The organism is Botrimarina sp., assembly GCF_040219535.1.
GTDB lineage: Bacteria > Planctomycetota > Planctomycetia > Pirellulales > Lacipirellulaceae > Botrimarina.
On record NZ_JAVJSH010000012.1, the window covers coordinates 344,764 to 369,483 of the forward strand.

At 70.4% G+C, this 24,720-nt stretch carries 21 protein-coding genes; 9 read left to right on the forward strand and 12 right to left on the reverse strand.

Translation table 11 applies throughout. From position 1 onward, the window contains the following. Positions 1-264 precede the first annotated feature (264 nt). Both RIC11_RS05555 and RIC11_RS05560 read right to left on the reverse strand, forming a co-directional pair. Positions 265-762 carry a KdsC family phosphatase gene (locus RIC11_RS05555; protein ID WP_350209163.1) on the reverse strand — a complete coding sequence of 166 codons (498 nt, stop codon included), beginning with the start codon at positions 760-762 and terminating at the stop codon, positions 265-267. 46 nt (positions 763-808) lie between these two features. Continuing rightward, positions 809-1,909, reverse strand: coding sequence for a KpsF/GutQ family sugar-phosphate isomerase (locus RIC11_RS05560; RefSeq protein ID WP_350209164.1), 1,101 nt, complete (start codon positions 1,907-1,909; stop codon positions 809-811). Between the two features lie 293 nt (positions 1,910-2,202). On the opposite strand from RIC11_RS05560, the gene RIC11_RS05565 reads away from it, so the two are divergent. From RIC11_RS05565 to RIC11_RS05580, 4 genes are all read left to right on the forward strand, one after another. Continuing rightward, the gene (locus RIC11_RS05565) at positions 2,203-3,675 is read left to right on the forward strand and encodes an aldehyde dehydrogenase family protein (protein ID WP_350209166.1); all 1,473 of its coding nucleotides are present in this window, start codon (positions 2,203-2,205) and stop codon (positions 3,673-3,675) included. A 216-nt stretch (positions 3,676-3,891) separates the two neighbouring features. Beyond that, entirely contained in the window at positions 3,892-4,980 is a 1,089-nt protein-coding gene (locus RIC11_RS05570) for a lactonase family protein (RefSeq protein WP_350209168.1), read from the forward strand. A 120-nt stretch (positions 4,981-5,100) separates the two neighbouring features. Next, complete coding sequence (locus RIC11_RS05575) at positions 5,101-5,442, forward strand: DUF433 domain-containing protein (protein ID WP_350209170.1); 342 nt, start codon at positions 5,101-5,103, stop codon at positions 5,440-5,442. Continuing rightward, positions 5,414-5,746: a DUF5615 family PIN-like protein gene (locus tag RIC11_RS05580; RefSeq protein ID WP_350209172.1), complete on the forward strand. Its 333-nt coding sequence runs from the start codon at positions 5,414-5,416 to the stop codon at positions 5,744-5,746. The genes RIC11_RS05575 and RIC11_RS05580 overlap by 29 nt, the downstream gene beginning before the upstream one ends. 67 nt (positions 5,747-5,813) lie before the next feature. Here RIC11_RS05580 and RIC11_RS05585 read toward each other — a convergent pair whose 3' ends face one another. Then, positions 5,814-7,997, reverse strand: a complete 2,184-nt coding sequence (locus RIC11_RS05585) for a prolyl oligopeptidase family serine peptidase (protein WP_350209174.1) — start codon at positions 7,995-7,997, stop codon at positions 5,814-5,816. Between the two features lie 169 nt (positions 7,998-8,166). On the opposite strand from RIC11_RS05585, the gene RIC11_RS05590 reads away from it, so the two are divergent. The 3 genes from RIC11_RS05590 (at position 8,167) to RIC11_RS05600 (ending at position 10,561) form a co-directional block, all read left to right on the forward strand. After that, positions 8,167-8,382: a hypothetical protein gene (locus RIC11_RS05590; RefSeq protein ID WP_350209176.1), complete on the forward strand. Its 216-nt coding sequence runs from the start codon at positions 8,167-8,169 to the stop codon at positions 8,380-8,382. Between the two features lie 168 nt (positions 8,383-8,550). Next, on the forward strand, positions 8,551-10,185 hold the full coding sequence (locus RIC11_RS05595) for a phytoene desaturase family protein (RefSeq protein WP_350209178.1): 1,635 nt from the start codon (positions 8,551-8,553) through the stop codon (positions 10,183-10,185). A gap of 232 nt (positions 10,186-10,417) precedes the next feature. Next, the gene (locus RIC11_RS05600) at positions 10,418-10,561 is read left to right on the forward strand and encodes a hypothetical protein (protein ID WP_350209180.1); all 144 of its coding nucleotides are present in this window, start codon (positions 10,418-10,420) and stop codon (positions 10,559-10,561) included. Between the two features lie 4 nt (positions 10,562-10,565). Here RIC11_RS05600 and RIC11_RS05605 read toward each other — a convergent pair whose 3' ends face one another. The 8 genes from RIC11_RS05605 to RIC11_RS05640 all read right to left on the reverse strand — a co-directional run bounded on the left by RIC11_RS05605 (position 10,566) and on the right by RIC11_RS05640 (position 22,261). Beyond that, complete coding sequence (locus RIC11_RS05605; protein ID WP_350209182.1) at positions 10,566-11,420, reverse strand: PAS domain-containing protein; 855 nt, start codon at positions 11,418-11,420, stop codon at positions 10,566-10,568. A gap of 376 nt (positions 11,421-11,796) precedes the next feature. After that, the gene (locus RIC11_RS05610) at positions 11,797-14,283 is read right to left on the reverse strand and encodes a DNA gyrase subunit B (protein ID WP_350209184.1); all 2,487 of its coding nucleotides are present in this window, start codon (positions 14,281-14,283) and stop codon (positions 11,797-11,799) included. A 48-nt stretch (positions 14,284-14,331) separates the two neighbouring features. Continuing rightward, positions 14,332-14,718, reverse strand: a complete 387-nt coding sequence (locus RIC11_RS05615; RefSeq protein ID WP_350209186.1) for a DciA family protein — start codon at positions 14,716-14,718, stop codon at positions 14,332-14,334. Positions 14,719-14,729: 11 nt separating this feature from the next. Then, the gene (gene dnaN, locus RIC11_RS05620; RefSeq protein ID WP_350209188.1) at positions 14,730-15,854 is read right to left on the reverse strand and encodes a DNA polymerase III subunit beta; all 1,125 of its coding nucleotides are present in this window, start codon (positions 15,852-15,854) and stop codon (positions 14,730-14,732) included. Positions 15,855-16,160: 306 nt separating this feature from the next. Continuing rightward, positions 16,161-17,333, reverse strand: a complete 1,173-nt coding sequence (locus RIC11_RS05625) for a helix-turn-helix domain-containing protein (protein WP_350209190.1) — start codon at positions 17,331-17,333, stop codon at positions 16,161-16,163. A gap of 313 nt (positions 17,334-17,646) precedes the next feature. Next, the gene (locus tag RIC11_RS05630; protein ID WP_350209192.1) at positions 17,647-19,746 is read right to left on the reverse strand and encodes a glycoside hydrolase family 172 protein; all 2,100 of its coding nucleotides are present in this window, start codon (positions 19,744-19,746) and stop codon (positions 17,647-17,649) included. Positions 19,747-19,919: 173 nt separating this feature from the next. Continuing rightward, positions 19,920-21,215: a sulfatase-like hydrolase/transferase gene (locus RIC11_RS05635; RefSeq protein WP_350209194.1), complete on the reverse strand. Its 1,296-nt coding sequence runs from the start codon at positions 21,213-21,215 to the stop codon at positions 19,920-19,922. Between the two features lie 398 nt (positions 21,216-21,613). Beyond that, positions 21,614-22,261 carry a glycosyltransferase family 2 protein gene (locus tag RIC11_RS05640; RefSeq protein WP_350209196.1) on the reverse strand — a complete coding sequence of 216 codons (648 nt, stop codon included), beginning with the start codon at positions 22,259-22,261 and terminating at the stop codon, positions 21,614-21,616. A 224-nt stretch (positions 22,262-22,485) separates the two neighbouring features. Here RIC11_RS05640 and hisI point away from each other — a divergent pair, with 224 nt between their 5' ends. Beyond that, positions 22,486-22,884 (forward strand): phosphoribosyl-AMP cyclohydrolase, encoded by a 399-nt coding sequence (gene hisI, locus RIC11_RS05645; RefSeq protein WP_350209198.1) that lies wholly within the window; start codon positions 22,486-22,488, stop codon positions 22,882-22,884. 69 nt (positions 22,885-22,953) lie between these two features. After that, entirely contained in the window at positions 22,954-23,418 is a 465-nt protein-coding gene (locus RIC11_RS05650) for a RidA family protein (RefSeq protein WP_350209200.1), read from the forward strand. Between the two features lie 11 nt (positions 23,419-23,429). Here the strand turns inward: RIC11_RS05650 and RIC11_RS05655 are convergent, their stop codons facing one another. Further along, the gene (locus RIC11_RS05655; protein WP_350209202.1) at positions 23,430-24,635 is read right to left on the reverse strand and encodes a hypothetical protein; all 1,206 of its coding nucleotides are present in this window, start codon (positions 24,633-24,635) and stop codon (positions 23,430-23,432) included. Between the last annotated feature and the right edge of the window lie 85 nt (positions 24,636-24,720).

Here is a 24,720-nt window from a genome sequence, read left to right on the forward strand (position 1 = left end):
GGGACTTTGTCGCTTCCGGCTTGCTGTCGGACGGAGCGGTTGCGGAATCATCCCGCCTCGCCGCCGGCGCCGCGCTGCCAACTGGCGAGTCGCCAAAGCGAAAAGTTGCGTCAGATGATTGGGCTAGTTCGCCGCTTGGCAATGGAGCACTGGCCCAGGGGGCGTCGGCCCCGGCGACGCAGCACCCGATGAGGCCAAACGGTACGAGATACCTGCCAATCATCCTCTTTTTCCTGTGCGTGCTCCGCGCTCTCCGTGGTGAACCTAACCGTGCAGCGGCCCCGTAGCCGTTTCCCACTGCCCGGCGTCCTTCAGCAGCTTCTCGACCACCTCGCGGAACGCGCCGCGGCCGCCGGGGAGCGTGGTCACGTAGTCGGCCGCCTCGCAGAGTTCGGGCGCCGCGTCGGCGACCGCCGCGCCGAAGCCGACCGCGCGGATCACCGGCAGGTCGGGCAGGTCGTCCCCCACGTACGCGATTTCCGCGAGCGAGAGCCCCTCGGCCGCCGCGATGTCCTCGACGATCGCCAGCTTCTCCTTGACCGCCTGCTTGACGATCGCGATGTCGAGCTCCTCCGCGCGGCGCTCGACCACCGCCGACGCGCGGCCCGTCACGATCCCGACTCTTCCGCCCGCGCGTTGCCACAGCCGCACGCCGAGGCCGTCGCGAACGTGGAAGGTCTTCGTCTCGACGCCCTCGGCGCTGAACGACAGCGAGCCGTCGGTCAGCACGCCGTCGACGTCGGTCAGCAGCAGGCGGAACAAGGGACAGGCCAGAGGCTGGAGGCGGGAGGCCGGAGGCTAGGGTTCGTCAGCCAGCGGCGAAGACGTCTTCGGCGGCGAAGAGCCGGATCGCCGCGGGCGGTTTGGCGGTCGGCGGCGCGGCGTCGGTCACCGTGTCGCGCGAGAGCACGTCGGTCACGTCGACAAGGCCGACCGCTCGGCCCTCCGTGTCGACGACCGGCAGCTCGCTGAACTTGCGATCGGCCAGCACCCGCACCGCGTCGGTCATCCGCTCGCGCGGCGAGATCGTCGTCGGGTCGCGCACCATGAACTGGTCGATCGGCGTGTCGAGCGTGGCCAGGTCGCGAGTCTCGAGCAGGCGCGCCAGGTCGCTGTCGGTGAACAAACCGGCCAAGCGCCCCTCGGCGTCGAGCACCATCACCGCGCCGGTCCGCCGCCCCGGGCGGCTCGTGGCGACGATCGCTTCGCGGACCGTCTGCCCGACGCGGGCCACGCGGCACTCGGCTAGGGGGCGCATCTCGTCGGCGACCCGCGCGAGCTTCCGCCCGAGCGCCCCGCCCGGGTGGAACCGGGCGAAGTCCTCGGCGGCGAAGCCGCGGGCCGCGCTGAGCACCAGCGCGACCGCGTCGCCGATGGCGAGCATCGCCGTGGTGCTGGTGCTGGGGGCGAGGCCGAGGGAGCAGGCCTCGTCGAGCTGGCCTAGCGGCAACACGACCCGCGCGGCCAAGCCGAGCGTGCTCTGCCGGCTAGCGGTGATCGCGATGATCGGCGCGCCCATCTCGCGCAGGCTCGGCAGCAGCTGGGTGACCTCGGCGGTCTCGCCGCTCTGGGAGAGCGCGAGCACGAGGTCGCCGTCGCGGACGCGGCCCAGGTCGCCGTGGAAGGCCTCGGCCGGGTGGAGGAAGTGGCTCGGCTGGCCGGTCGACGCGAGCGTGGCGGCGATCTTGCGACCCACCAGCCCGGCCTTGCCCATGCCGGTCACGATCACCGAGCCGGCGCAGTGCTCCATCAGCGCGATCGCGTCGCCGAGCTCCTCGCCGAGCTGCTGCGACAGCTTCCACAACGCGATCGCCTCGAGCCGCATGACCTCGCGCGCCGCGGCGATCCGCTGCGGCGTGCCTAGCTGTTGGTTGGCGGTTCGGGTGACGGGTGTTGGTTGGGCGCTCATGGGGCGTCGTCCTTGACGCTCCTCGGTGGGGGACAGGGGGCGGGGCAGCAGCGGGTAAGGCCGCGGAGCTTAGTGGCGCCGCGTGTCGCCCACAACGCCGAACACCCCGCTGGCGCCGCTGGCGCCGCGGCCGACCCCGCCGTCGAGACCGCCGTCGAGGCCGCCATGGCTGGCGCGACCCGTGCGCGTGTCGGGGGGTCCCCAGCCGCCCCGCGTGACAGCATCGGCTCGGTCGCGATAGACTCGGCGGGGAGCCGACGCTCTCTTCTCTCACCGCCCAGGAGGCCACCGCTATGGCGACCGTCGCCCAGCCCGTCCCGCGCCCTGCTGTGAAGCAGACGCAGTGCTTCATCGATGGCCAGTGGGTCGACGCCGCGAGCGGCAAGACCTTCGCCACAATCCACCCGGCCACCGAGGAAGTGATCGCCGAGGTCGCCGAGGGGGACGCCGAGGACATCGACCGCGCCGTGAAGGCCGCCCGGCGCGCGTTCGACTCCGGGCCGTGGCGCACGATGGACGCGCGCGACCGCGGCAAGCTGGTGCACCGTTTGGCGGACCTGATCGAGGAAGAGATCGACTACCTGGCCGCGCTGGAGACCCTCGACAACGGCAAACCGATCAGCGACTCGCGCGGCGCCGACCTGCCGCTCGTGGTCGACTGCCTCCGCTACTACGCCGGTTGGTGTGACAAGATCCAGGGCGACACGATCCCGATCCGCGGCGACTACTTCTGCTACACGCTCCGCGAGCCGGTCGGCGTGGTCGGGCAGATCATCCCGTGGAACTTCCCCGCGTTGATGGCCGCGTGGAAGTGGGGGCCCGCGCTCGCGGCCGGCTGCACGATCGTGATGAAGCCGGCCGAGCAGACGCCGCTCACCTGTTTGCGGATGGCCCAGCTCGCGGCCGAGGTTGGCTTCCCGCCCGGCGTGATCAACGTGGTCCCCGGCTACGGGCCCACCGCCGGCGCCGCGCTGGTGCGGCACCCGGGCGTGGACAAGATCGCGTTCACCGGCGAAGGGCAGACGGCCAAGACGATCCAGCGCGAAGCGGTCGAGACCTTCAAACGCGTCACGTTCGAGCTCGGCGGCAAGAGCCCCAACATCGTACTCGCCGACGCCGACCTCGACGCGGCCGTCGACGGCGCGCACTTCGCGCTTTACTTCAACCAGGGGCAGTGCTGCGTGGCCGGCAGCCGGCTCTACCTGGCCGACGCGATCCACGACGAGTTCGTCGACCGCCTGGCCGCCAAGAACGCCGAGCGCCGGCTGGGCGACCCGTTCGACCCCGCGACCGAGCAAGGCCCGCAGGTCGACGCGGCCCAGTTCGACAAGGTGATGCGGTACGTGGGCTACGGCAAGGAAGAGGGCGCCGAGTGCGTGACCGGCGGCGGCCGCTTCGGCGAGAAGGGCTACTTCGTGGAGCCCACGCTCTTCACCGGCGTGCGGGACGACATGCGGATCGCCCGCGAGGAGATCTTCGGCCCGGTGATGAGCGTGCTAAAATTCTCGGACGTCGACGAGGTCGCCGCGCGCGCGAACGACACGCCGTACGGCCTCGCGGCGGCCGTGTGGACACGCGACGTGTCCAAAGCCCACCGCCTGGCCGCGCAGCTCCGCGCGGGGACCGTGTGGGTCAACTGCTACGACAACTTCGACGCGGCCGCGCCGTTCGGCGGCTACAAGCAGTCCGGCGTGGGCCGCGAGAAGGGCGCCGCGGGCCTCGACGCTTACCTCGAAACGAAGACCGTCACCGTCGGACTCGGTTGATTCGGAAAGTGGAGATGACCACGACCGGCACGAAGGGCACGACGAATCCTCTCGAGGCGCTCAACCGCGCCCCGGGGATTTGACAGAAGAGAAGTTGGCGGACATTGCTAAACCGGCGCTCTCCAGGCGCGGGGCCGTCGCGCCCGTCGTGGTTCCTACTAACTGTCAGACCTTGGGGCGATGGTAATGCGAATAGCCCTCACTTACCTGCTATCCATGAGCGCTGTGATGACGGCAACCGGCCAACAAGTGGACGTCTGGATCGGCACCGACACGACCGGCGGCAGCCCGAGCCGGGGCGTGTACCACCTGACGCTCGACGACTCCAGCGGCGTGCTATCCGAGTCCAGCCTGGCCGCCGAGGCCGAGAAGCCCGGCTTCCTCGCTAGGCACCCGAAACTCGACGTGCTCTACTCGACCAGCCCACAGGGAGTCGTCGCGTGGCGGATCGTCCGCTCCGGCGGCGGCCCGCCGAAGCTCGAGAAGCTCAACGAGCGCGAGTCCGGCGACGGCTCCTCCACGCACGTGTCGGTCGACCCCACCGGCGGCGTGCTGCTGTCGGCCCAATACGGCGGCGGGTCGGTCGCTTCCTACCCGCTGAAGGAGGACGGCTCGATCGGCATGCGCACGTCGCTGCTCAAGCACGACCAGCCCTCCGGCGTGGTCGCCGACCGGCAGGACGCGTGCCACCCCCACTCCGTGTTCACCACGCCCGACAACCGCTACGCGGTCGTGCCCGACCTTGGCGCGGACCGGGTGTTCGTGCACAAGCTCGACCCGGGCTCCGCGCGGCTGATGCCGCACGGCTCGGTCGCGACCCCGGCGGGTAGCGGCCCGAGGCACCTGAAGTTCCACCCGAGCGGCAAGTGGGGCTACGTGGTCAACGAGCTGGCGATGAGCGTGACCGCGCTGGCGTACAACGCCGACGCCGGCGAGCTCACCATGATCGAGACCGTGCCCACGCTCAGCCAAGCACAGATCGACCACGAACGCAGCAACACCGCGGGCGAGATCCGCGTGCACCCGACCGGGCGCTTTCTTTACGCGAGCAACCGCGGGCACGACTCGGTGACGGTGTTCGCCATCGACGACGCCACCGGCAAGCTCAAGCAGGTTCAGGTCGAACCGATCCGCGGCAGCTGGCCCCGCAATTTTGGTTTGAGCCCCAGCGGCAAATGGCTGCTAGCCGCCGGCGCCGACAGCCACACCGTGGCGGCGTTCGAGATCAACCCCCAGAGCGGGGCGCTGCAGTTCATCCGCCAATCGGCGTACGTGCCGTCGCCGATCTGTGTGGAGTTTGAGTGACGGAGGGCGTAACGACGGCAGCATTGGTATCGCGAGGCCGACCGCCATTGCGTCCGCCGGACAGTCGCGGCTCTCCGTGAAAAACTCGTATCGGTTCGTGCGTCAACGTAGAATGCCTCTATGCACAGCACCCTGCCACAATACGTGGAGCTCCGGCCGACCCGACGGGGTGAAGAGCGGCCGTTCGTGGTGGGGACCCGTGTGCGCGTGCAGGACATCGTGATCCTTCACGAGCGGTTCGGGGCAACGGCCGAGGACATCGCCGGCGAGCATTTTCCGCACCTGACCCTCGCCCAGGTCTACGCCGCGCTGGCGTTCTTTCACGAGCACCGCGAAGCGGTCTGGAAGCAGATCCACGAGGACGCTTCTTACGCCGAGTCGCTACGCGAGCAGTTGACCGTCGAGCAGGCAGCCGACGATCGGGCAGAGGCCGATGCCGGACAAGCCGAAGTTTCACCTTGACGAGAGCGTCACGGCGAAGATCGCGAAGGGCCTCCGCGCGCGCAACCGCGATTGCTCGACGACGCCCGAGCAAGGGCTGATCGCGGCGTCTGACCTCGAGCAAGTGGCGTTTGCGAAGTCCGAAGGCCGCGTGCTGATCACGGCCGACGACGACTTCCTGGCGATAGCGGCAGCCGACGCCGACCACCCCGGGATCATCTTCTGTCGATCCACGACCCACTTTGGCAGAGTGGTCGTTGCGATCGACGAAATGTGCGTGTCGATGACCGCCGACGACTTTCGTTCGCGCGTCATCTATCTCTGAGTGCGGCGGTCTCCGATGGCTGACGCCATCGGCTCCGGCGCGGCGGGTCTGAGCGAGGCCGGCAAGGCTACTCGCCGCCGCCGCCGGGCCCCACGTGCTCCCACAAGAACGCCCACACGTCGGCCGTGCGTTCGATCAGCTTCGAGGTCGGCGTGCCGGCGCCGTGGCCCGCGCGGGACTCGATGCGGATCAGCAGCGGGTTGGCGGCCCCGTCGTCCCGAGCGCCGTTCTCTGGCGTGGCCTCGCTGTTCTGCTGCGCGTGCTGCAACGCGGCGGCGAACTTGAAGCTGTGCATCGGCACCACGCGGTCGTCGGTGTCGGCCGTGGTCACCAGCGTGGCCGGGTACGCGACCCCCGGCCGCACGTTGTGGTACGGGCTGTAGCCCATCAGGTAGCGGACCATCTGCGGGTCGTCGGCCGACCCGTACTCGTCGCGCCAGAACTGCCCGGCGGTGAACGTGTGGAAGCGGAGCATGTCCATCACGCCGACCGCGGGCACGGCCGCGCCGAACAGCTCGGGCCGCTGCGTGATCGCCGCGCCGACCAACAGCCCGCCGTTGCTGCCCCCCTGGATCGCCAGGTGCTCCGGGCTGGTGATCTTCTGGTCGACCAGCCACTCGGCGGCCGCGATGAAGTCGTCGAACACGTTCTGCTTGTTCTGCAGCTTGCCGGCCTCGTGCCAGGGCTCGCCGTACTCGCCGCCGCCGCGCAGGTTCGCCACCGCGTACACCCCGCCCCGCTCGAGCCACGCGACGCGGCTGGAGGAGTAGCCCGGAGTGAGCGAGATGGTGAAGCCCCCGTAGCCGTACAAGATCGTCGGGTTCTCCCCGTCGAGCTCCAGGTCCTTGCGGTGCGTGAGGAAGATCGGCACGCGCGTGCCGTCCTTCGACTCGTAGAACTCTCGCCGCACCGTGAACTGCGACAGGTCCACGCCCACGTTGGGCTGGAAGAGCTCGGTCGACTCGCCGCTGGCGATGTCGTACTGGTAGATCGTCGGCGGCGTGTCGTAGCTCGTGTAGCGGTAGAAGGTCTCCATGGCGTCTTGCCAGCCGCCGAAGCCGCTCACGCTCCCTACCCCCGGCAGCTCCACCGGGCCGAGCGGCTCGCCCTCGGGCGTGTAGCGCCCGACCGCGGCGGCCACGTCCTCGAGCCGCTCCGCGAACAGCACCCCGCCCACGAACGACGCCGACTCGAGCGTCGCTTCGCTCTCGGGAATGATCTCTACCAGGGAGTCGCGGAACGCCCCCTCGCCGGCCTTCGCCAGGTCGAACGCCACGACCCGCCGACGCGGCGCGAGGTGGTCCGTGAGGAGGTAGAGCCGGTCGCCAACGGTCGCGAACGGCGAGAACTCGTTCTCGAAGTCGTCGACCAGCACGGTCCAGCCGCCGGCCGGGTCGTCGCCCAGGGGGCGGTCCGCGCGGCGGACGAGCAGGCGGTTCTGGTTGTCGGTCCCTTGGCTCTCTACCACCACGGCCCAGCGGCCGTCCTCGGTGAGCCACAAGCCGCTGGAGTAGTCGGGGTGCTCGGCGTTCTCGTAGACGACCTTGTCCTTCGCTTGCGGCTGGCCCAGCTTGTGGTAGCAGAGCTTCCGGTTGAGCGCGGCGGCCTGGTACGCGGCGCCCTCCTCCGGCTCGGGGTAGCGGCTGTAGTAGAAGCCCATCCCGTCGGGCGTCCATCGCACGCCGCCGAACTTGACCCACTTCAGCTCCTCCTCGAGCTGCTCGCCGGAGTCGATCACCATCACGCGGATCGTGCGCCAGTCGCTGCCGGCCTCGCTACGCTGGTAGGCGATCAGCGTGCCCTGGTAGTTCGGCGAGTAGCCGGCGAGCGCGACCGTGCCGTCGTCGCTCCACTGGTTGGGGTCGAGCAGCACGCGCCCGTCGACTCCCGGCGCGTCGGTCAGGTAGACGACCGCCTGGTCTTGCAGGCCGTCGTTCTGCGAGTACGTGTAGCGCCGAGCGGCCACGCCCGGCTTGCCCACGCGCCGCGGCGCGCCGCGGCGCTCGTAGTTCCACAGCTCGGTGAGCCGCCGCACGAAGGCCTCGTGCTCCGGCAGGCTGTCGAGGTACGCGTCGGTCACCGCTTGCTGCTGCTTGACCCACTCGGCGACGCGGTCCGACTCGCGCACGTCGGCCTCGAGCCAGCGGTACGGGTCGCGGACCTCGATCGCCTCGCCGTCGGGGCCCTTGTACGTGTCGACAGCCTCTTCGCGGGGCGTTTCGGGGTAGTCGATTTCGGCGGCTAGGGTCATGGGGCAGCAAAGGAGCGTGGTCAGAAAGGCGAGTGCGGTCGCGATCGGGTGTCCGTTCATACGCATGGTGAGAATACGATGGTGCTGCTGGTTAAGATGGCGAGCTGCAATCCTACCCGAACCCCACCGCGGCATCACACGCCCACGCCCCCCAGAGCCAGCCACGCCCATGGAAGCCGAAACGCTCCGCGGCCTCGAACAGCACTGCCCGCTCCGCCTGACGATGAACAACGGCGAGGTCTTCGACGTCATGCGGCCGGAGTTCATGATGGTCTCGGACTACGAGGTCACCGTGATGGTTCCCCGCCGGGGCGCGATGCGGAATGTCACGCTCGGGTTGCTCAACATCGCCAGCGCCGAGCCGATCGGCGCCAACGCCGAGTGACGGCGCCGCCGCTGCTGCTAGCTTAGGCTCAACCCGCGCAAGCCGAATATTCTCCGCAGCTGATCAGGTCCCCTCGCCCCGGCGGCCGATGATCCCCAGCGTGTGGCGGCGGGTTCTGCGCGCCCCCGCGTTTCGCCGCTGGCTGCCAACGCCCGAGAACCGATCGCGATGCCCAACTCCTCCGGCCCCTACGACGCGGTCGTCATCGGCGCGGGCCACAACGGCCTCGTCTGCGCGTGCTACCTGGCCAAGGCCGGCAAGCGCGTGCGCGTGCTCGAGCGGCGCGGCGTGCTCGGCGGCGCGGCCACGACCGAGGAGGTCTGGCCCGGCTACCGGGTCAGCACCGCGGCCTACGTGATCAGCCTCTTCTTGCCCGAGATCATCGGCGACCTGCGGCTCAAAGAGAACGGCCTGGAGGTCCTCCCCCGCACGCCCAGCAGCTTCACCCCGCTGCCCGACGGGAGGAGCCTGCTGATGGGGCCCGACGCGGAGCTCTGCCGCCGCGAGATCGGCAAGTTCAGCGCCAAAGACGCCGACGCGTTCCCCCGCTACGAGGCGCTCCTGGAGCGCGTCGCCGCGGTGCTCGAGCCGACCCTCAGCCAATCGGCCCCCGACCCGCTGCCGCTGCCCGCCAGCTGGCGCCGCATCGGCTGGGCGAAGCGGATGCGCGACGGCGCCAAGCTGTGGCGGATCCACCGCACGCTCCGCTCGCTCGGCAAGGACCAGCCGGCCGCCGTCGAGCTGCTGACCGGCGCGGCCCGGCCGATCCTCGAGCGGTGGTTCGAGTCGGAGGCCCTCCAGGCCACCCTCGCGACCGACGCCATCATCGGCGCGTTCACGTCGATCAGCTCGCCCGGCAGCGCGTACGTGCTGCTGCACCACGTGATGGGCGAGGCCGGCGGCGCACGCGGCGTGTGGGGCTACGTGCGCGGCGGCATGGGCGGCCTGGCCGAGTCGCTCGCCCGCGTGGCCGAGCAGCTGGGCGTCGAGATCACGCGCGACGCGCCGGTCGCCGCTATCAACACGGCCGGCGGGAGGGTGAAGGGGGTCACGCTCGAAGACGGCTCGACCGTCGACGCGCCGGTCGTCGCCTCGGGAGTCGACGCGCACCTGACGTTCGAGAAGTTCCTCGACCCCGGCTCGCTCCCCGACGACTTCCGCGAAGCGGTCGCGAACATCGACTACGCGTCGGCGTCGATGAAGATCAACCTCGCGCTCGCCGAGCCCCCCAACTTCACCGCGCGGCCCACCGCGCCCGGCGAGGTCGCGCCGCACCACCACGGCACCATGCACGTGGCCCCCTCGCTCGACTACCTCGAGCAGGCGTACCACGACGCGCGCCTGGGCCGCCCGTCGGACGAGCCGATCCTCGAGGCCACGATGGCCACGAGCGTCGACGACACGATCGCCCCGCCGGGCAAGCACCTCCTCTCGGTCTTCGTGCAGTACGCGCCGTACCGGCTGAAGGGCGCGCACTGGGACGACATCAAGGACGCGTTTGCCGACCGCTGCGTCGCGAAGCTGGCCGAGTACGCGCCGAACGTGCCCGCGGCGATCGAGCACCGGCAGGTCCTCTCGCCGCTCGACATCGAGCGGGTGTACGGCCTGACCGGGGGCAACATCATGCAAGGCGCGATGAACGCCAATCAGCTCTACTCGTTCCGCCCCGTGGCCGGCTGGGCCGACCACCGCACGCCCGTCGGCGGCCTCTACCTGTGCGGCGCCGCCAGCCACCCCGGCGGCGGCGTGATGGGCGCGTGCGGCAAGAACGCGGCCGCCGAGATCCTCCGCGACCGCCGCTGAGGGCTCGGCTGGCCGGCGCGAGGAAGGGAGAGAAGGGGGAGGGTCGGAGATCGGGGGATCGTGTCCGCTGCGGGCGATGCCTCTCGAACTCGATTCGGAAGGACCCAGCAGCTAAGATTTGCTAAGGCTGGCCGGCTGTGGTCGGATGGCGCAGAACGCAGATCGAGTCGGCCCGCGAGCTAGAGCTCAAGCCGAAGGGCTTTCCGAACACTAATAATCGCCGGAGCGCGCCATGTCGGACGACCTCGAACGCGAGTTGTCCGCATTGAAGAGTCGGGTCGACAAACTGGAGAGCCGATATAACTCGATCGCGACTCTTGCCGGCGTGTTCGCCGGACTTGCAGCAGCCTACTTTGCGCTCTTCGCCAGCCGATAAAGCCTCAGAGGCCCAGGTCGAGGTAGCCCCGGTCCTGCAGCCGGACCAGCAAGCGGGTGAGGTCGACCGCCTTGCCCACGCCCAGCGCGGCGAAGGCCTTTTGCTTGCGTAGCTCGATCGCGCGGGTCGTCATGTCGAACCGCTCGGCCACCTCGCGGCTGCTCACGCCGGTCACCGTCAGGCGGCAGATCTCGCGGTCGCTCTCGGCGAGCGCGCGGAACTTGGCCGCCGCGCACGCGAGGTCGACGTGCTGCTGCGTGGGGCCGTCGCCGTCGTGGGCGAGCAGCCGCGTGAGGCCGAGCACCGCGAGGCCCGGCGTGCCGAGCGAGCGCAGGGACCGCTTGTGCGTGAGCATGTGGTACGACTCGCCGCTTGGCCCCGGCCCGTAGTGCTCGCACTCGATGTACGGGCAGCCGGCCATCACCATCTCGTCCAGCTTGACCGCCGTGCCGGCGATCACCGGGTCCAGGAAGGCCTCGCAGTGCCTCCCCAGCGGCGACGCGCCGGGCGTAAACCAGTCGCGGTGCGCGTCGTTGACGTAGACCAGGATCCCTTCGGCGTTCTTGATGTGGACACAGTCCTCGAAGCCGTTGAGCCGCGGGAACTCGCTCTGCCCGGCGGCGACCGAATCGCACACGTGCTGGTACGCTTCCCGGGCGAGCTTCTCGAGCGGGACGCTCGCCGGGCGCCCGGCCGGGATGTCGCGCGGCGGCCCGCCCGGCGCGAAGCGCTGCCCGAGCGGGGGTCCTGTCGCGAGCCCAGCCGGGTGGCTTGGACCCGCGGGCCCCTGCCCGTCGAACGACGGCTCCTCCTGCGCCCTGCCACGGCTGATCGTGTGTCCGGACTCTGGCACACTCACGGCGGATCGGTCGCTGGGGTGAGGAGTTCAAAGAATCGGAGCGACACGGCGCCGGATAGATGAGCCGCGGCGCCGATCGCCGGCAGTCGGCAGTCGGCAGCTTATACGTCAGCGGGAACAAAACAACAGAAAGAACGAAAATTGGGTCACTCAACCTAAACTCTTCGTGTAATTCCGGGGGGCGGGCAGGGCGTTGCGCCCCCGGACCCACCGGCAACCGCCCAGCTTTCCACCCGGCTGGGGTAGCGGATCCCGCCACTCGGCCACTCTGCCACTCGACCACTCTGCTACACCGCCGCCCGGCCACTCGGCAGCCCGGCCGCCGGTCTCGCAGCGGCGGGCGGCGCGTCCCGCCGGGGGTCGCTACCGAGCCGGGTCACACGTCGAGGTTCTTCACGTCCAGCGCGTGCTTCTGGATGAAGTCGCGGCGGGGCTCGACCTGGTCTCCCATCAGCACGCGGAACAGCTCGTCGGCCGCGGCCGCGTCCTCCATGGTGACCCGCATCAGCGTGCGTGCGGCCGGGTCGAGCGTGGTGTCGCGCAGCTCCTCGGCGTTCATCTCGCCCAGGCCCTTGAAGCGCGTGATCTTGAGGCTCTTGCCGCCGGCGGCGCGGATCGCGGCGGGCAGGCCGCGGAGGTCCTCCAGGCCGGTCTCCGAGTCGCCTTGGCGGAGGGTGAAACGGCTGGTCTCGGTCCCGGTGCGTTCTTGCGGGATCAGCGCGTCGATCTCGAAGCCCTGCCGCGACAGGTCGCCCAGCAGCGTGTTGATCGTGCGGACCTCGTGCAGCTCGACAACCCGCATCCGGCGCCGCACGCCCTCGGCCGAGCCGTTGGCGGAGGCCTCGGTCTCTCGCGGCCCGACCGCTGCGCCGAAGTGGACCTCGATCTCGTCGTCGGCCTCGGCTTGCTGCTGTGCGATGAACTCCTCGACCTCCGCGCGGGTGGTGAACCAGCGCTCGTCCATGCCGAAGAACACGTGGTAGACCGGCAGCTTGCCGGTGTCGGGGTCTTGTCGGTCGGCGTGGATCTTCAGGGCGATGCCGCGGCGCTCGAGCGTGAGCAGCGGCTCCTCCATGGCGGCCAGCGTGCGCACCAGCTCGCCCATCGCCGAGTGCTCGACCGTCGGGCCGTCTTCGAACTCCAGCACGCTCTCGCCGAGGCCCAGGTCCAAGAGCTCGCCGCGCATCTCCTCTTCGGTCTGCACGTAGCGGGCGGCTTGCTTGCCGCGTTGCACGCGGAACAGCGGCGGCTGGGCCACGTACACGTGGCCGCGGGCCACGAGGTCGTACATCTGGCGGTAGAAGAACGTGAGCAGCAGCGTGCGGATGTGCGAGCCGTCGACGTCGGCGTCGGTCATGATGATGATGCGGCCGTAGCGGCGTTTGGACACGTCTTGCTCGGCGCCGATCCCCGCGCCGATCGCGGCGATCATGCTGCGGATCTCTTCGTTGGCGAGGACCTTGTCGTCGCGGCTCTTGTACGCGTTGATGATCTTGCCCCGCAGCGGCAGGATCGCCTGGAACTCGCGCCGCCGGCCCCCCTCGGCGGGCCCGCCGGCCGAGTCGCCCTCGACCAGGTAGAGCTCGCACTTGTCGACCTCTTTGCTCGAGCAGTCGCGGAGCTTGCCCGGCAGCGAACCGCCGCCCAACGCGCCCTTCCGCTCGCGGATCAACTGCCGCGCCTTGCGGGCGGACTCGCGCGCCTCGGCGGCCAAGAGGCCCTTCTTGATGATCGCCTTGGCGGTGCGCGGGTTCTCTTCCAGGTGCTTCTGCAGGTACTCGCCGAACAGCGTGTTGACGATCCCCTCGACCTCGCTGTTGCCGAGCTTGGTCTTGGTCTGGCCCTCGAACTGCGGGTGCGGCACGCGGCAGGAGATCACCGCGGTGAGCCCCTCGCGGAAGTCCTCGCCCGAGGGGGTGATGTCCTTGAAGAGGTTCTCCTTCTTGCCGTAGTTGTTCAGCGTGCGCGTCAGCGCCGCGCGGAAGCCGCTCAGGTGCGTGCCCCCCTCGTGGGTGCTGATGTTGTTCACGTAGGTGTGGACGTTCTCGGTGTACTCGCCGGAGTACTGCAGCGCGACCTCGAGCTCGACGCCCTCCATCTCGCCGGCGGTCGACAGCACGTCGGGGTGGACGGTCTCGCTCGCGCGGTTCAGGTGCGTGACGAACTCGCGGATGCCGTCCTCGTACTGGAACGACTCGCTCTCGCCGGTGCGGCCGTCGGTGATCGTGATCCGCACGCCGCGGTTGAGGAAGGCCAGCTCTTGCAGGCGCTTCTGCAGGGTGGAGTAGCTGTACTTGGTGACCTGGAAGATCTGCGGGTCGGCCTTGAAGGTGGTCTTGGTGCCGACCTTGTCGGTCTTGCCCACGCGGCGCACGGGGCCCTTGGGCACGCCGCGCTCGTACTCTTGGTGGTACACGCCGCCGTCGCGGCAGACCTCGACCTCGGCCCACTCCGACAGGAAGTTGACGACGGTCACGCCGACGCCGTGCAGGCCGCCGGAGGTCTGGTAGGCGCCCTTGGTGAACTTGCCGCCGAACTTGAGCACGGTCATCACGCCCTCGAGCGTGCTGACGTCGCGGTCCATCTGCTCGGAGAGCTGCGTGTGCCGCTCGACGGGGATGCCGCGGCCGTTGTCCTCGACGGTGACCGAGTCGTCCGGGTTGATCACCACCTCCACGCCCGACGCGTAGCCCGCCATGGCCTCGTCGATCGAGTTGTCGACGACCTCGTAGACCAGGTGGTGGAGGCCGCGCGCGGTGGTGTCGCCGATGTACATGCTCGGCCGCTCGCGCACGTGCTCCAGGTCGGACAGGTGCTCGAGGTCCGTCTCGCTGTAGTTTCGTTTCTCGCCTTCGCTAGCCATGTTGTGTGTCGCTAGAGCTTAAGGCCGCGCTGATGAATAAGGGCGCGGTTAGTGGGTCCTGCCGACCTTGAAGCGGATCGACGCGATCCGCGCCGACGGAACGGCCGCTTGGGCCTCGGCCAGCAGCCGCGGGCGGTGGAAGTTGATCTCTTGCATCACCACGTGGTTGGCCACGACCACGTCGAGCCGCCCGCGCGAGAGGCCCTCCACGCGCGTCTGGGCGGCGAGCGCGTCGCCGCCGAGCACCTTGCCGGCCGCCGCACGCCAGACGCGGTCCAGCTCGCCCGCCGCGCGGCTCGCCGCGTACCCGCGCTTCGCCACGACGGCCGCCACCACGTCCGCCGCACGCTTCGGCCGCCGCGCGTAGAACCGCTTGCGCTCCTTCTCGGAACGCGCGGCCAGGTCGGCGAGCTTCTGCTGGGCGTCGGTGTCCATGGGCGGTCGGCTCACCCGCGGTCGCGGGCCAAGGGCATCAGCACGTAGGTGTAGCCGTCGTCGGTCGAGGCCACGGCGGCCGAGTCGCTGTCGACCAGGTCGAGCGTGAACGACTGCTCCGCGTCGAGCGTCTTGAGGAAGTCGACCATGAAGCGCGGGTCGAGCATGATCTCGATCCGATTGCCGTCGTACCCGATCGGCAGCTCGATGTGCGACTCGCCCACCTCGGCCGTCTGCCCCTCGAGGACGAGCGTCCCCTCGCCGAACTGGAAGTCCACGCCCCGCGACTCGTCCGACGTGACGATCTGCGCCTGCCGCACCGCGGCGAAGAACGGGCCCACGGTCAGCTCGACCTTGGCCGACTCGCTCCGCGTGGGGACCACGTCGCGCCAACGCGGGTAGCGGCCCTCCAGCAGCCGCGTGCTGAGCGTGGCGGTCGGCGTCGCGAACACGGCGTCGTTCGCACGCACGGCCAGGCGGGTGGGCGCCTCCTCGTCGACCAGCGTGCGGTCGATCAGCTGCAGCGACCGCGTCGGCACGATCGTGGCGTCGCCCACGGGGGGGGCGTCGCCCACACGCTCGATGGCGCCCTCCATCTTCGCCAGCCGGCGCCCGTCGGTCCCCACGGCGATCAGGCGGCCCTCGTCGGTGACCTCGAGCTTCACCCCGCCCAGCGCGTAGCGGCTCGACTCGTTGTCCGTCGCGAAGATCGTCCGCCGGATCATCTCCTTCAGCAGCCGCGTGGGCGCCTGGTAGTACGCGTCGGCGTCGAACGCGGCGACCGAGGGGAACTCACCCGGGTTCTCGCTCGGCAGGTTGAAGCGGCTCCGCTCGCCGCGCACGAGGGTCTTCGAGCCGTCGGTCTCGATGCGGAACGTTGTGTCGGACGACTCGCGGAGGATCGCCCCGAACCGCACGACCGGCAGCAAGACCGAGCCGGGCGCCTCGGCCTCGACGCCCTCGACCTCGCGGCGGATCGACACCTCCAGGTCGGTCGCCGACAGGGTGGCTGCGCCGCCGTCGGCCACGTCGAGCTTCACGTTCTGCAAGATCGGCTTGGGGCTCCGCGGCGGGGCCACCGCGGCCACGGCTTGGAACGCCCAGAGGAGCTTCTCTCGGTCGCAGGAGATCTTCATGACGGGTCACGCCGCTCCGGGAACGGCTGGTCCAGAGTTACTAATTAGATTTCTTAAGTACGGTGGTGGTGTTAAGTCGCCCGGGCGAAGGGTCGATCGCGGCGGGCGCGTCGGTTGCAAAGCGGGGCGGGGCCGGGGTTTGCGGCGGCCGCCGCGCGGTGCAAAACGCGGCGCGCCGGCGTCGGGCGTGTGTGGGGCCGCGTGGGTGCGTGTCGATGGGCGCCTCGGGTTGGTCGGGGCCGACGCTTGGCAGCGCCGCGGTGCGCCACCGCTGCGCCGCCGGCGCGACGGGTTTTCCCCATCGGGTCAGCCGCTCCGGTCGGGGTCTGCGGGCGACGCGTCGGTCCGCCCCAGGCGCCGGAGCAGGTCGTCGATCGCCGAACGCAACGCGCGGTCCGTGGCGATCGAGCGGTCGATCCGCCGGAAGTTGTGCATCACGGTCGTGTGGTCGCGCCCCCCCAAGTAGCGGCCGATCTCGTCGTAGCTGAGCGGGGTGAGCCGCCGCGCCAGGTAGATCGCGACCGCACGGGCGAGCACGATCGGCGCTTTGCGCGAGCTGCTCCGCAGCTGCCGCACGGGCAGCCGGTAGTACTTCGCCACGGTCGACACCAGCTCCGCGAGCGGCGTCGTGTCGTCGCCGGCCGCGTCGGCCATGAAGGCCTGCGCCTGCCGCCGCGAGATCGGCGCGCGGACCCCGTACCGCTCGTGCAGCCCCCCGGCGATCGCCAGCACGCGCCGCGGGTCGGCCGTCGCCCAGGCGGCCAGGTCGGCCGCTGCGAGCGGCTCGATCCGGCAGCCCCGCGCGGCGAGGGCGGCCACGAGCAGCTCTTGCCGCGCTGCCTCGGCCGGCGCGGCTACCTCCACCACGAGCCCGCTCGCCAAGCGGCTGACCAACCGCCGGTCGAGCCCGGCGATCTCGCCCAGCGGCTTGCCGGCGGTCGCGGCCAACACGCCCCCCCGCTCGGCCAGCCGGTCGATGGTCGCCGACAGCAGCCGCACGGTCGCTTCGGACGCGGCCAGCCCCTCCAGGTCCTCGACCACAAGCAGCCGCAGGCCGGCCAAACGAGTTTCGATCTCTTCGACAGCGCCGGGCGTGTGCCGCTCGGCGCCGATCGCGCGTTCTAACCGCCGACGCAGATCGACGCCCGACACGAGCAGCACCCCCTCCTCGCCGACCCGCGCGCGCCAGCCCTCGGCCAGCCCCGACACGAGCAGGCTCTTGCCGCAGCCAGGCGGCCCAACGAGCACGAGCGGCCCCACCAGCACGAGCGGGCCGTCCTCACGCCGACCGGTCGCCGCCGAATCGCCCGCCAGCAGCTTGCCGACCGCGGCGGCCACCAGGCGGTTTTCCGGGCCCGCGAAGTAGAACGACTCGCGCCGCCACGCGGGCGCGGTGGAGGGGCCCGGCCCCTTGATGAGCGACGGCCCGCTCGCCACCGGCAGGGGGAGCGGCGTCACGCTCGATGATGGGACAGGCACAGCAGACACGACACGCTCACGGCGGCAGGCGGGCGACCAGCGGCGGCCGGACGGATCGAGCATTACCCGCTCGAAACGCCCCAGCCGCAGCCCCGTAATCTACCCGATTTTGCCCCTGCGCAGGAGGGCGCCAGGGGGCCCGCGTGCGCCGAAAGCGGGGCCCGACAAGCGGGGTGGAAAAGCCGTCGAAACCGTGTCGGAGGCCCGTCGGAGGCCCGTCGGCGGGCTGTCGGTAAGCTGTCGGCGGGCTGTGGATGCCTTGTCGCGCGGTCGGTCGGCCCGCCGATCGGCTACGCGCCGTCCGCTCCGGGCGTCACGGCGCGTCCTCGAGCTTCAGGTAGTCCAGCCCCACCATGTGGCGTTGGATCGCGTCGGGGTTGGCGCCGACGATCTCGAAGGTTAGCTGGTTGTCCCCCTCCTTCAGATCGAACACCCCCAGGTCGACCAGATCGGTGTCGACCGAGCGGTTGTAGCGGTCGATCTCGCCGACCTCGGACTCCTCGCCGTTGAGCCAAACCCGCACAACCGCGTAGTCCCTCGCCTTGGTGAGGTTGGCCAGCACGCGGCGCCTGCCCGACCGCTCGGTCGGGAAGCTCAGTTCCAATTTGTCGCCGGGCGCGGCGTCGATCCACCACAGTTGCCCCTCGCCGCTCCAATCGTATTGGCTGCTGGTCTGTCGGCTAACCTCGCCGCCGGTCGAGCGGACGACGGTGAAGACTTCTCCCTCGATCGCGTCGTCCACGTAGAACACGTCGACGATCTCCTCGCGCCGGAGCACGACCTCCTGGCCCGCCGAGTCCGGGTCCGCGGCGACGTTCCGCTGGGCGCCGGGCCGCGCGTAGAAGAACGTGGTCGGCGCGTAGTTCACTTTGGTTTTCGCCCAGTGCCACATCTCCATGTCGAAGCGGATCGACTCGTCGAAGGGGATCGCGTCCAGGGCGCGCCAGCGCGAGTTCACGCTGTAGCCCCCGTTGAGGTTGCCGGTCCCGTCGGGCTGCGCGTGGAAGGGCGCCTCGAAGAACTCGGGGCGGCACCACGCGTAGCCGTAGTAGTCCTCGGTGCCGGTGCCGAAGTGCGACGGGCGCCGCTCGCCGTCGACGTAGATCTTCTCGTCCCCCTCGCCCCACCACGACGCGGCGCCGTTGAACACCGTGAGCGTGTCGCCCACGTAAACGCCGCGGCCTTCGACGGTCACGTAGTTCACGTCGAACGCGCCCGTGCCGCCGGCCTCGTCGTTGGTGCGGGTCGGTAGCTCGCTGTACTGCCGCCACGCCGACGAGAAGTGGAGCGAGCGGTCGTCCCACTCCCACGGGCCGGCGGCGAGGTCCCCCTCGACCGCCTCGACCGTTTGGTCCCCAACGTTGACCAACGACACCTCCGCCGACTCGGCGAACGGCATCACCCACCAGCAAGCGAGGTCGCCTTCGGGCGTGACGCGCGAGTACCACGACGCGTACGGCCGCACCTGGTAGCCCGTGCCGAAGAAGTCCCCCACGGGCGCCCAGACCGTCTGCTCGCCGTCGAAAACGATCTTCAACACCGTCGAACGCAGCGCCTGCGACGGGTCGTCGGCGGAGAGCCTCAGGCGCAAGCGCCGCACGGCGGCGGGCCCCTCGAGCCGGGCCACGACCGACTCGCCGCCCGGCGCGACGCGAGCGGTCCACTGGCGTGTCTGCCAGGCGTCGGAGTCGCCCCGCCACCGCTCTTGGAGCTTCTGCTGGACGCGCCGGAGCGTGTCCCGCGCGGCGGCGAGGCGGTCGAGCGAGAACGTCTGGACGGGCGTGCCGTCGTCGTACCGGCGGAAGTTGATTTGGTAGTAGAGGGCCTCCCCCTCGTACGCGCCGCGGTCGAGCAACACGTCGGTCGAGTAGGTGATCTTGCACCCGCGGGCGTAGGGGATCGGCAGGTAGAGGTTGTGCCCGCGTTGGCGGTAGGGGGTCTTCTCCGACACGCCCTGCGACAGCGGCGGCCCGGTGAGCATGCCGCGGGAGATGAACTCGCTGATCGGGCCCTCGATGGTCGGCTCGGCCTCGCCGTCGAAGTACACGCGGATCGTGCCGTTGGAGAACTCGCCGCCGCCGGGGCCGTGCCAGGTCGCCCAGATGCGGACGATCGCGCCGGGGCCCGTTTCGTCCATCATCACGTACTCTTTGCGGCCGTCGCGCTGGTCGATCCGCACGAACTGGCTGCGGTCCATGTTCGCGAACCAGGTGGCGTCGTTGCCGGGGTCGGACGAGTCGCGGTCGTAGCTCGACGCCTGCCGGCATTCGTACGGCGGCTCGGGCAGCCGCGCGACGGTCTCCCGCTCGACCATCTCCTCCAGCAGCGACTCGAGCGTGACTCGGCTCTCGGCGAGCGCAGCAAGCGGGCACAGCAGCAAAGCCGCCAAGGCGGCCGGCGTGGACCAATTCATGTTGAGAACTCGATTGAAAAGGGGCCGATCGGAGCGATGCGGCAAGGGCGCAAGAGGGTGGCGGCGCTAGCCGGGGTGTCGGTTGAAAGTGTGTCGGCAGGCTGGCGCGCCGGTATCGGCGTCGGGAGACGCCTCCCACAGCGGGGGTGGCTTGGGCCGGGGGGGCGGCTGGTTCATTCTTCTTGCCATGCGTGCCCCAGCTCGTAACGCGTCGAGCGGCCGCCGACGTAGGCTTCGAGTTCGGCGCGCAGCTCGGCCGCGACCTCTGGGTGCTGGTCGATCACGTTGGTGGTCTCGCCCAGGTCGGCCTCGAGGTCGTACAGCTCCTCGGCCAACTCACGCCCCGGCTCGCGCGCGTAGTCGAACAAGCAGTGGTCTGCGATGAGGTACTTCCACTTGCCCTTTCGGAAGCCCGTTGTGTAGCAGAACGTGTCGCGTGCGCCGGACTCGCTGCGGCCTGTGAGGAGCGCCGTTTGGTCGACGCCGTCGATGACGCGGTCCTCCGGCAGCCGGCAGCCGGCCAGCTTCGCGAAGGTCGGCGCGAGGTCGATCGTCGCGAAGATCGCGTCGGACGACGCGCCGGCCGGCGTGCGCCCGGGCCAGCGGACGATGCACGGCACGCGCACGCCCCCTTCGTACGACGACCCCTTGCCGTTGCGGAGCGGGCCGGAGTCGCCCCAGAAGACGGCGCCCTCGGGGTGGCCCTCTTTCTTCGAGGTGTAGGCCGTCTGGTTCCAGGGGCCGTTGTCGGTCGTGTACAGGACCAGCGTGTTGTCGGCGAGGCCCAGCTCGTCGACCGCGTCGAGCAGGCGGCCGGTCTCGTGGTCGAACTCCTCGACGACGTCGCCGTAGAGGCCGCCGGCGGACGTTCCGCGGAAGCGGTCCGACGCGTCGATGATGGTGTGCATCATCGTGTGCGCGACGTACAAGAAGAACGGCCGCTCGGGGTCGCGCTCGTTGCGGAGCCAGTCGATCGCCTTGTCGGTGTAGAGCCGAGTGAGCGAGCCCATGTCGCCGGTCTCGCCGGCGGGCTCGTTGTTGTGGTGGAAAGCGACCCGGCCGTTGTCGTTCGCCCCGAGCGGGCCGAAGTAGTACTCGAAGCCTTGCGCGTTGGGCATCCGGTCGGTGATCGCCTTGCGGCTCGACACGTCCCACTTGCCGACGCACGCCGTCTGGTAGCCGCCGCCCCGCAGCACCTCGGCGATCGTGATTTCCTCGGCCGGCATCGCCCAGCCCTTGCTGCGCAGCGGGTAGCGTCCGGTGAGCAACGCGGACCGGGAGGGCCCGCACACGTGCTGCGCGTAGAAGCTCGTGAACCGTGTGCCCTCGCTCGCCAGACGGTCGAGCCGCGGCGTGCGGTTGGTCGGCGAGCCGAAGCACCCCAGGTCGGCGTAGCCCTGGTCGTCGGTGAACACGACGAGGAAGTTCGGCCGCGGTTCGCCCGCCGCGCAAGGGGCGGAGCCGAGCAAAGCGAGAGCCGATCCGATCGCCGCAACGCGGCAGCAGAAAAGCATGGTCGACGCCGGGGCAGAAGAGAGAAGCCGCAGGCGCCGAGCGGCGCCCACGGCAGCTTACCGACGGGCGGCGGCGAGCGGCAAGTCGCCCGCAGCGGCCCCCACGAGCGGCTTTTTCACCGGCGGCCGGCGTGTGGCTCGGCGACAATCGACAAAGCCGCGCGGCGCCAGAGGGGCCGCGCGGGTTTCGTTACACCTTGGGGCTCTGTAACGAATCACAACCCCCGGCGCGGCAACGGCTTAGGGGGAAAAACGGCGCTTTTAGCGTGGCGCGCTGTTTTTCGGAGTGTCGCGTTTGTCACGAATCCAACCGAGCGGGGCGCCGCAATCGGCGGCCAATTCCCCGCGGGCCGTCACTCGCCGAGCGCGAAATCGGCGATCGAGCCTAGCACGTTCGGCCGCGGCAACGGCGGCACCACGCCCACCCCACGGCGGGCGGCCGGCGCGGGGGACTCGGCTTCGTCGCGGCGGCGGTTGTCGTCGGCCAGCGCGGCGGCGGCGGCGGCGGCGGAGTCCGCGGCGGGGGCCGTGTCGGCCATCCGCTGGAAGCCCCACAGCCGGCGGTGGGCGGCTTCCATCGCGGGCTGCGTGATCGACGGCCGCCGCAGGTCAGCGAACGACACGCCGCCGGCGGCGGGCTGGGAGTCGCGCACCGCGCGGAGCACCTGCTGCTGCCGCCAGATCAAGCGGAGCTGGTCCGGGTTCACCCGCGACGACCCGTCGTGCACGATCACCACGTCGGAGCGGATGCTCGAACGGATCTCTCGGAGGGTCTGGTTCAGGCTGGAGCTGCGAGCCCGGCGCACGACCCGCACCTGGCGGAACTCGTTGGCGAGCTCGCTGGCGGTCTCGAACGAGTCGTCGGTCGACGCGTCGTCGACGACGAGCACCTCGACGCGGGGAGTCAGCTCGGCGGCCGCCTCGAGCACGTCGCCGACGTCGCGGCGGAGGGTCCGCTCGGCGTTTTGGACAGGCAGCACTACGGTCAGCGATGGCTCCACGGCACGGCTCCAGACGAGGCACTCAAGCGAGAGGGGGGAGGGACGGGTTGCTAGCAATCCTTCCTTCGGCCACCTCGCCGCCGCCAGACAAACACGCGGCCGTGGATTCGGGATAGGCTCTTGCTGCGGGGCGGAGCGGTCGTGCCGGTCGGCGAGCCTCCGCGGGTCGCGCAGGCCGGGCCGCTAGCCGATCGGCTGCTTTCGGCGGTAGGCTGCCCTAGCCGATGGACGACCCCAAACCCACCGCCGATGGCCCCGCGTTTGCCGACGAGCAGACCCTGCTGCCGGCTATCGCACAGCAGGCGGGCACCGGCCGCGTGCTGATGCTCGCTTGGATGAACCGCGAGGCGTACGAGGAGACCCTCCGAACCGGCCGCGCGGTTTACTTCAGCCGCAGCCGCGGCGAGCTCTGGCGCAAGGGCGACACCAGCGGCCACCACCAGCGGGTCCGCCGCGTGCTGGTCGATTGCGACCGCGACACGATCCTGCTGGAGGTCGAGCAGCTGGGCCCCGGCGCTTGCCACAAGGGCTACGAGAGCTGCTTCTACCGAGAGCAAGCCGCCGACGGTTTGGCAGAGATCGAGTCCCCCACGTTCGACCCCAAGGCGACCTACGGCGACTGAGCCCGTCCCCCCCCGCCGAGAGAGCCCCCGAGTCTACCCAAGCCCGAGTCAACCGGAGAAAGGCCGTCGATGTCGTACGAGAAGCGAGTCCAGGAGCTAGGCCTGGCGATCCCCGAGCCGCCGTCGGTCATGGGGCTCTACCGGCCGGTCATCGTCGTCGATGGCCTGGCGTACACGTCGGGCCACGGGCCGATCGGGCCGGACGGCAAGCTGGTCTGTGGCCGGCTCGGCGAGGACCTCGACGCCGACCGCGGCCGCGAGGCGGCCCGCTTGGTGGGCCTGGCGATGCTGGCCTCGTTGCGGGCCGAGCTGGGTTCGCTCGACCGGGTTGACCGGTTGGTCCGCACGCTGGGCCTGGTGCAGTCGGCGCCCGGTTTCACCGACCAGCCGGCCGTGATCAACGGCTTCAGCGAGCTGATGAAAGAGGTCTTCGGCCCCGAAGCCGGCGTGGCGGCTCGCAGCGCGGTCGGCGCCGCCGCGCTGCCGGCCGGGATGGCGGTCGAGGTCGAGGCCGTGTTCCGGGTCGAGGAATAACGGCCCGGCGGTCAGCCGACCTCGGCGGGCTCTGCGGCTTCGGCTTCGGCGTCGGTTCGGTCGTCGGCCGGGTCGCTGCCGATCGGCGTGGGGAACGCGCCGTCGTGGTGGTAGGACCGGTTGGGGCCCATGCGGGTGGCCTCGTCGAGGGTCTCGTTCAGGCGGTCGACCAGCGACTGCCGCGAGTCGCCCGGCCGCGCGTCGATCAGCACGCAAGTGACCGTCGCCGCGACGCCATCGATCGGGGCGGCGGCGATCCGTTTGCGGAGCTTTTCGATCCGCTCGCCGGCACGGTCGAGGTCGTCGCCATCGAGCAGGAGCATCGCGGGCCGGCCGGGCGTGAAGGCTTGGGTCGGGTCGATCGCGTCGGCGATGAGGTCGTTGACGGCCCGCTCGACCTGCTGCAGCAGCTCGGCGTCGTTTTCCCGGCCGGGGATCGGGTCGATCTGCACGGCCGCGACCTGGCTGACCGCGTCGCTGGCGGCCGCCTCGAGGGCCGCGTCGAGCCGGTCGAACATCGCGTCGATCGAGGCGTACGACGGCGTCGCGTCGGCGGCCGGTTGGGCAGGCGGCTCGGGTCCCGCCAAGGCGCTCTGGCCTTCGGTCTCGGCTTCCTCGGCGGTCTTGCGGGCCTCCTCGGACATCGAGATCAGCGACTTTCGGCTCTCGTCGTCGTCGAGCCCCTTCTGGATGAGGCCGTCGATCTGGTCGCTGATCTGAGCGACCGCCTGCCGGCCATCGGCGACCGCCTTGGCCGACGCGGCCGCCGCGGAGTCCCCCTCTGCGCCGAGCCGGTCGAGGCTCTCGATCGCGCAGCTCGCTCCTTCCAGGTAAGCGTGGCTGGCTTCCTGGAACCGCGAGGCGCTCTCGCCGAACCGCTCCGGGTCCTCCTTGTTGAGCTTCAGCTCGAGGCTCGTGGCCGACAGCTTCTCACGGAACTTCGCGAGCCCGGCCAAGATCTCGTGGCTGGGAGGCTTCGACGGCGCCGGATCTCTCGCCGCTTCGGGGCTCGCCGGCGGTTGCGACTCCACAGGCCGAGTGAGCACGACTCTCGACGGCGGCCGGGTCAGCTGCTCGCCGTCGGCGACTTCCGGCGCGGCGGGCCGCGACGCGTACGCCGGGAGCCACTCGAGCAGGTCCGTGACCGTCAGCTTGGCGCCGAGCGCATAGCCCACCGCAAGGTTCGCTACCGCGACGATAAACACAAAAATCAGCATCTCGGGCGGGCGGGAGGTCGAAGGTCGGTGAGGGCGGACCCGGAGCGGGGAAACCGTACGTCGCTGCCAGCTGCGAATCGCCCAC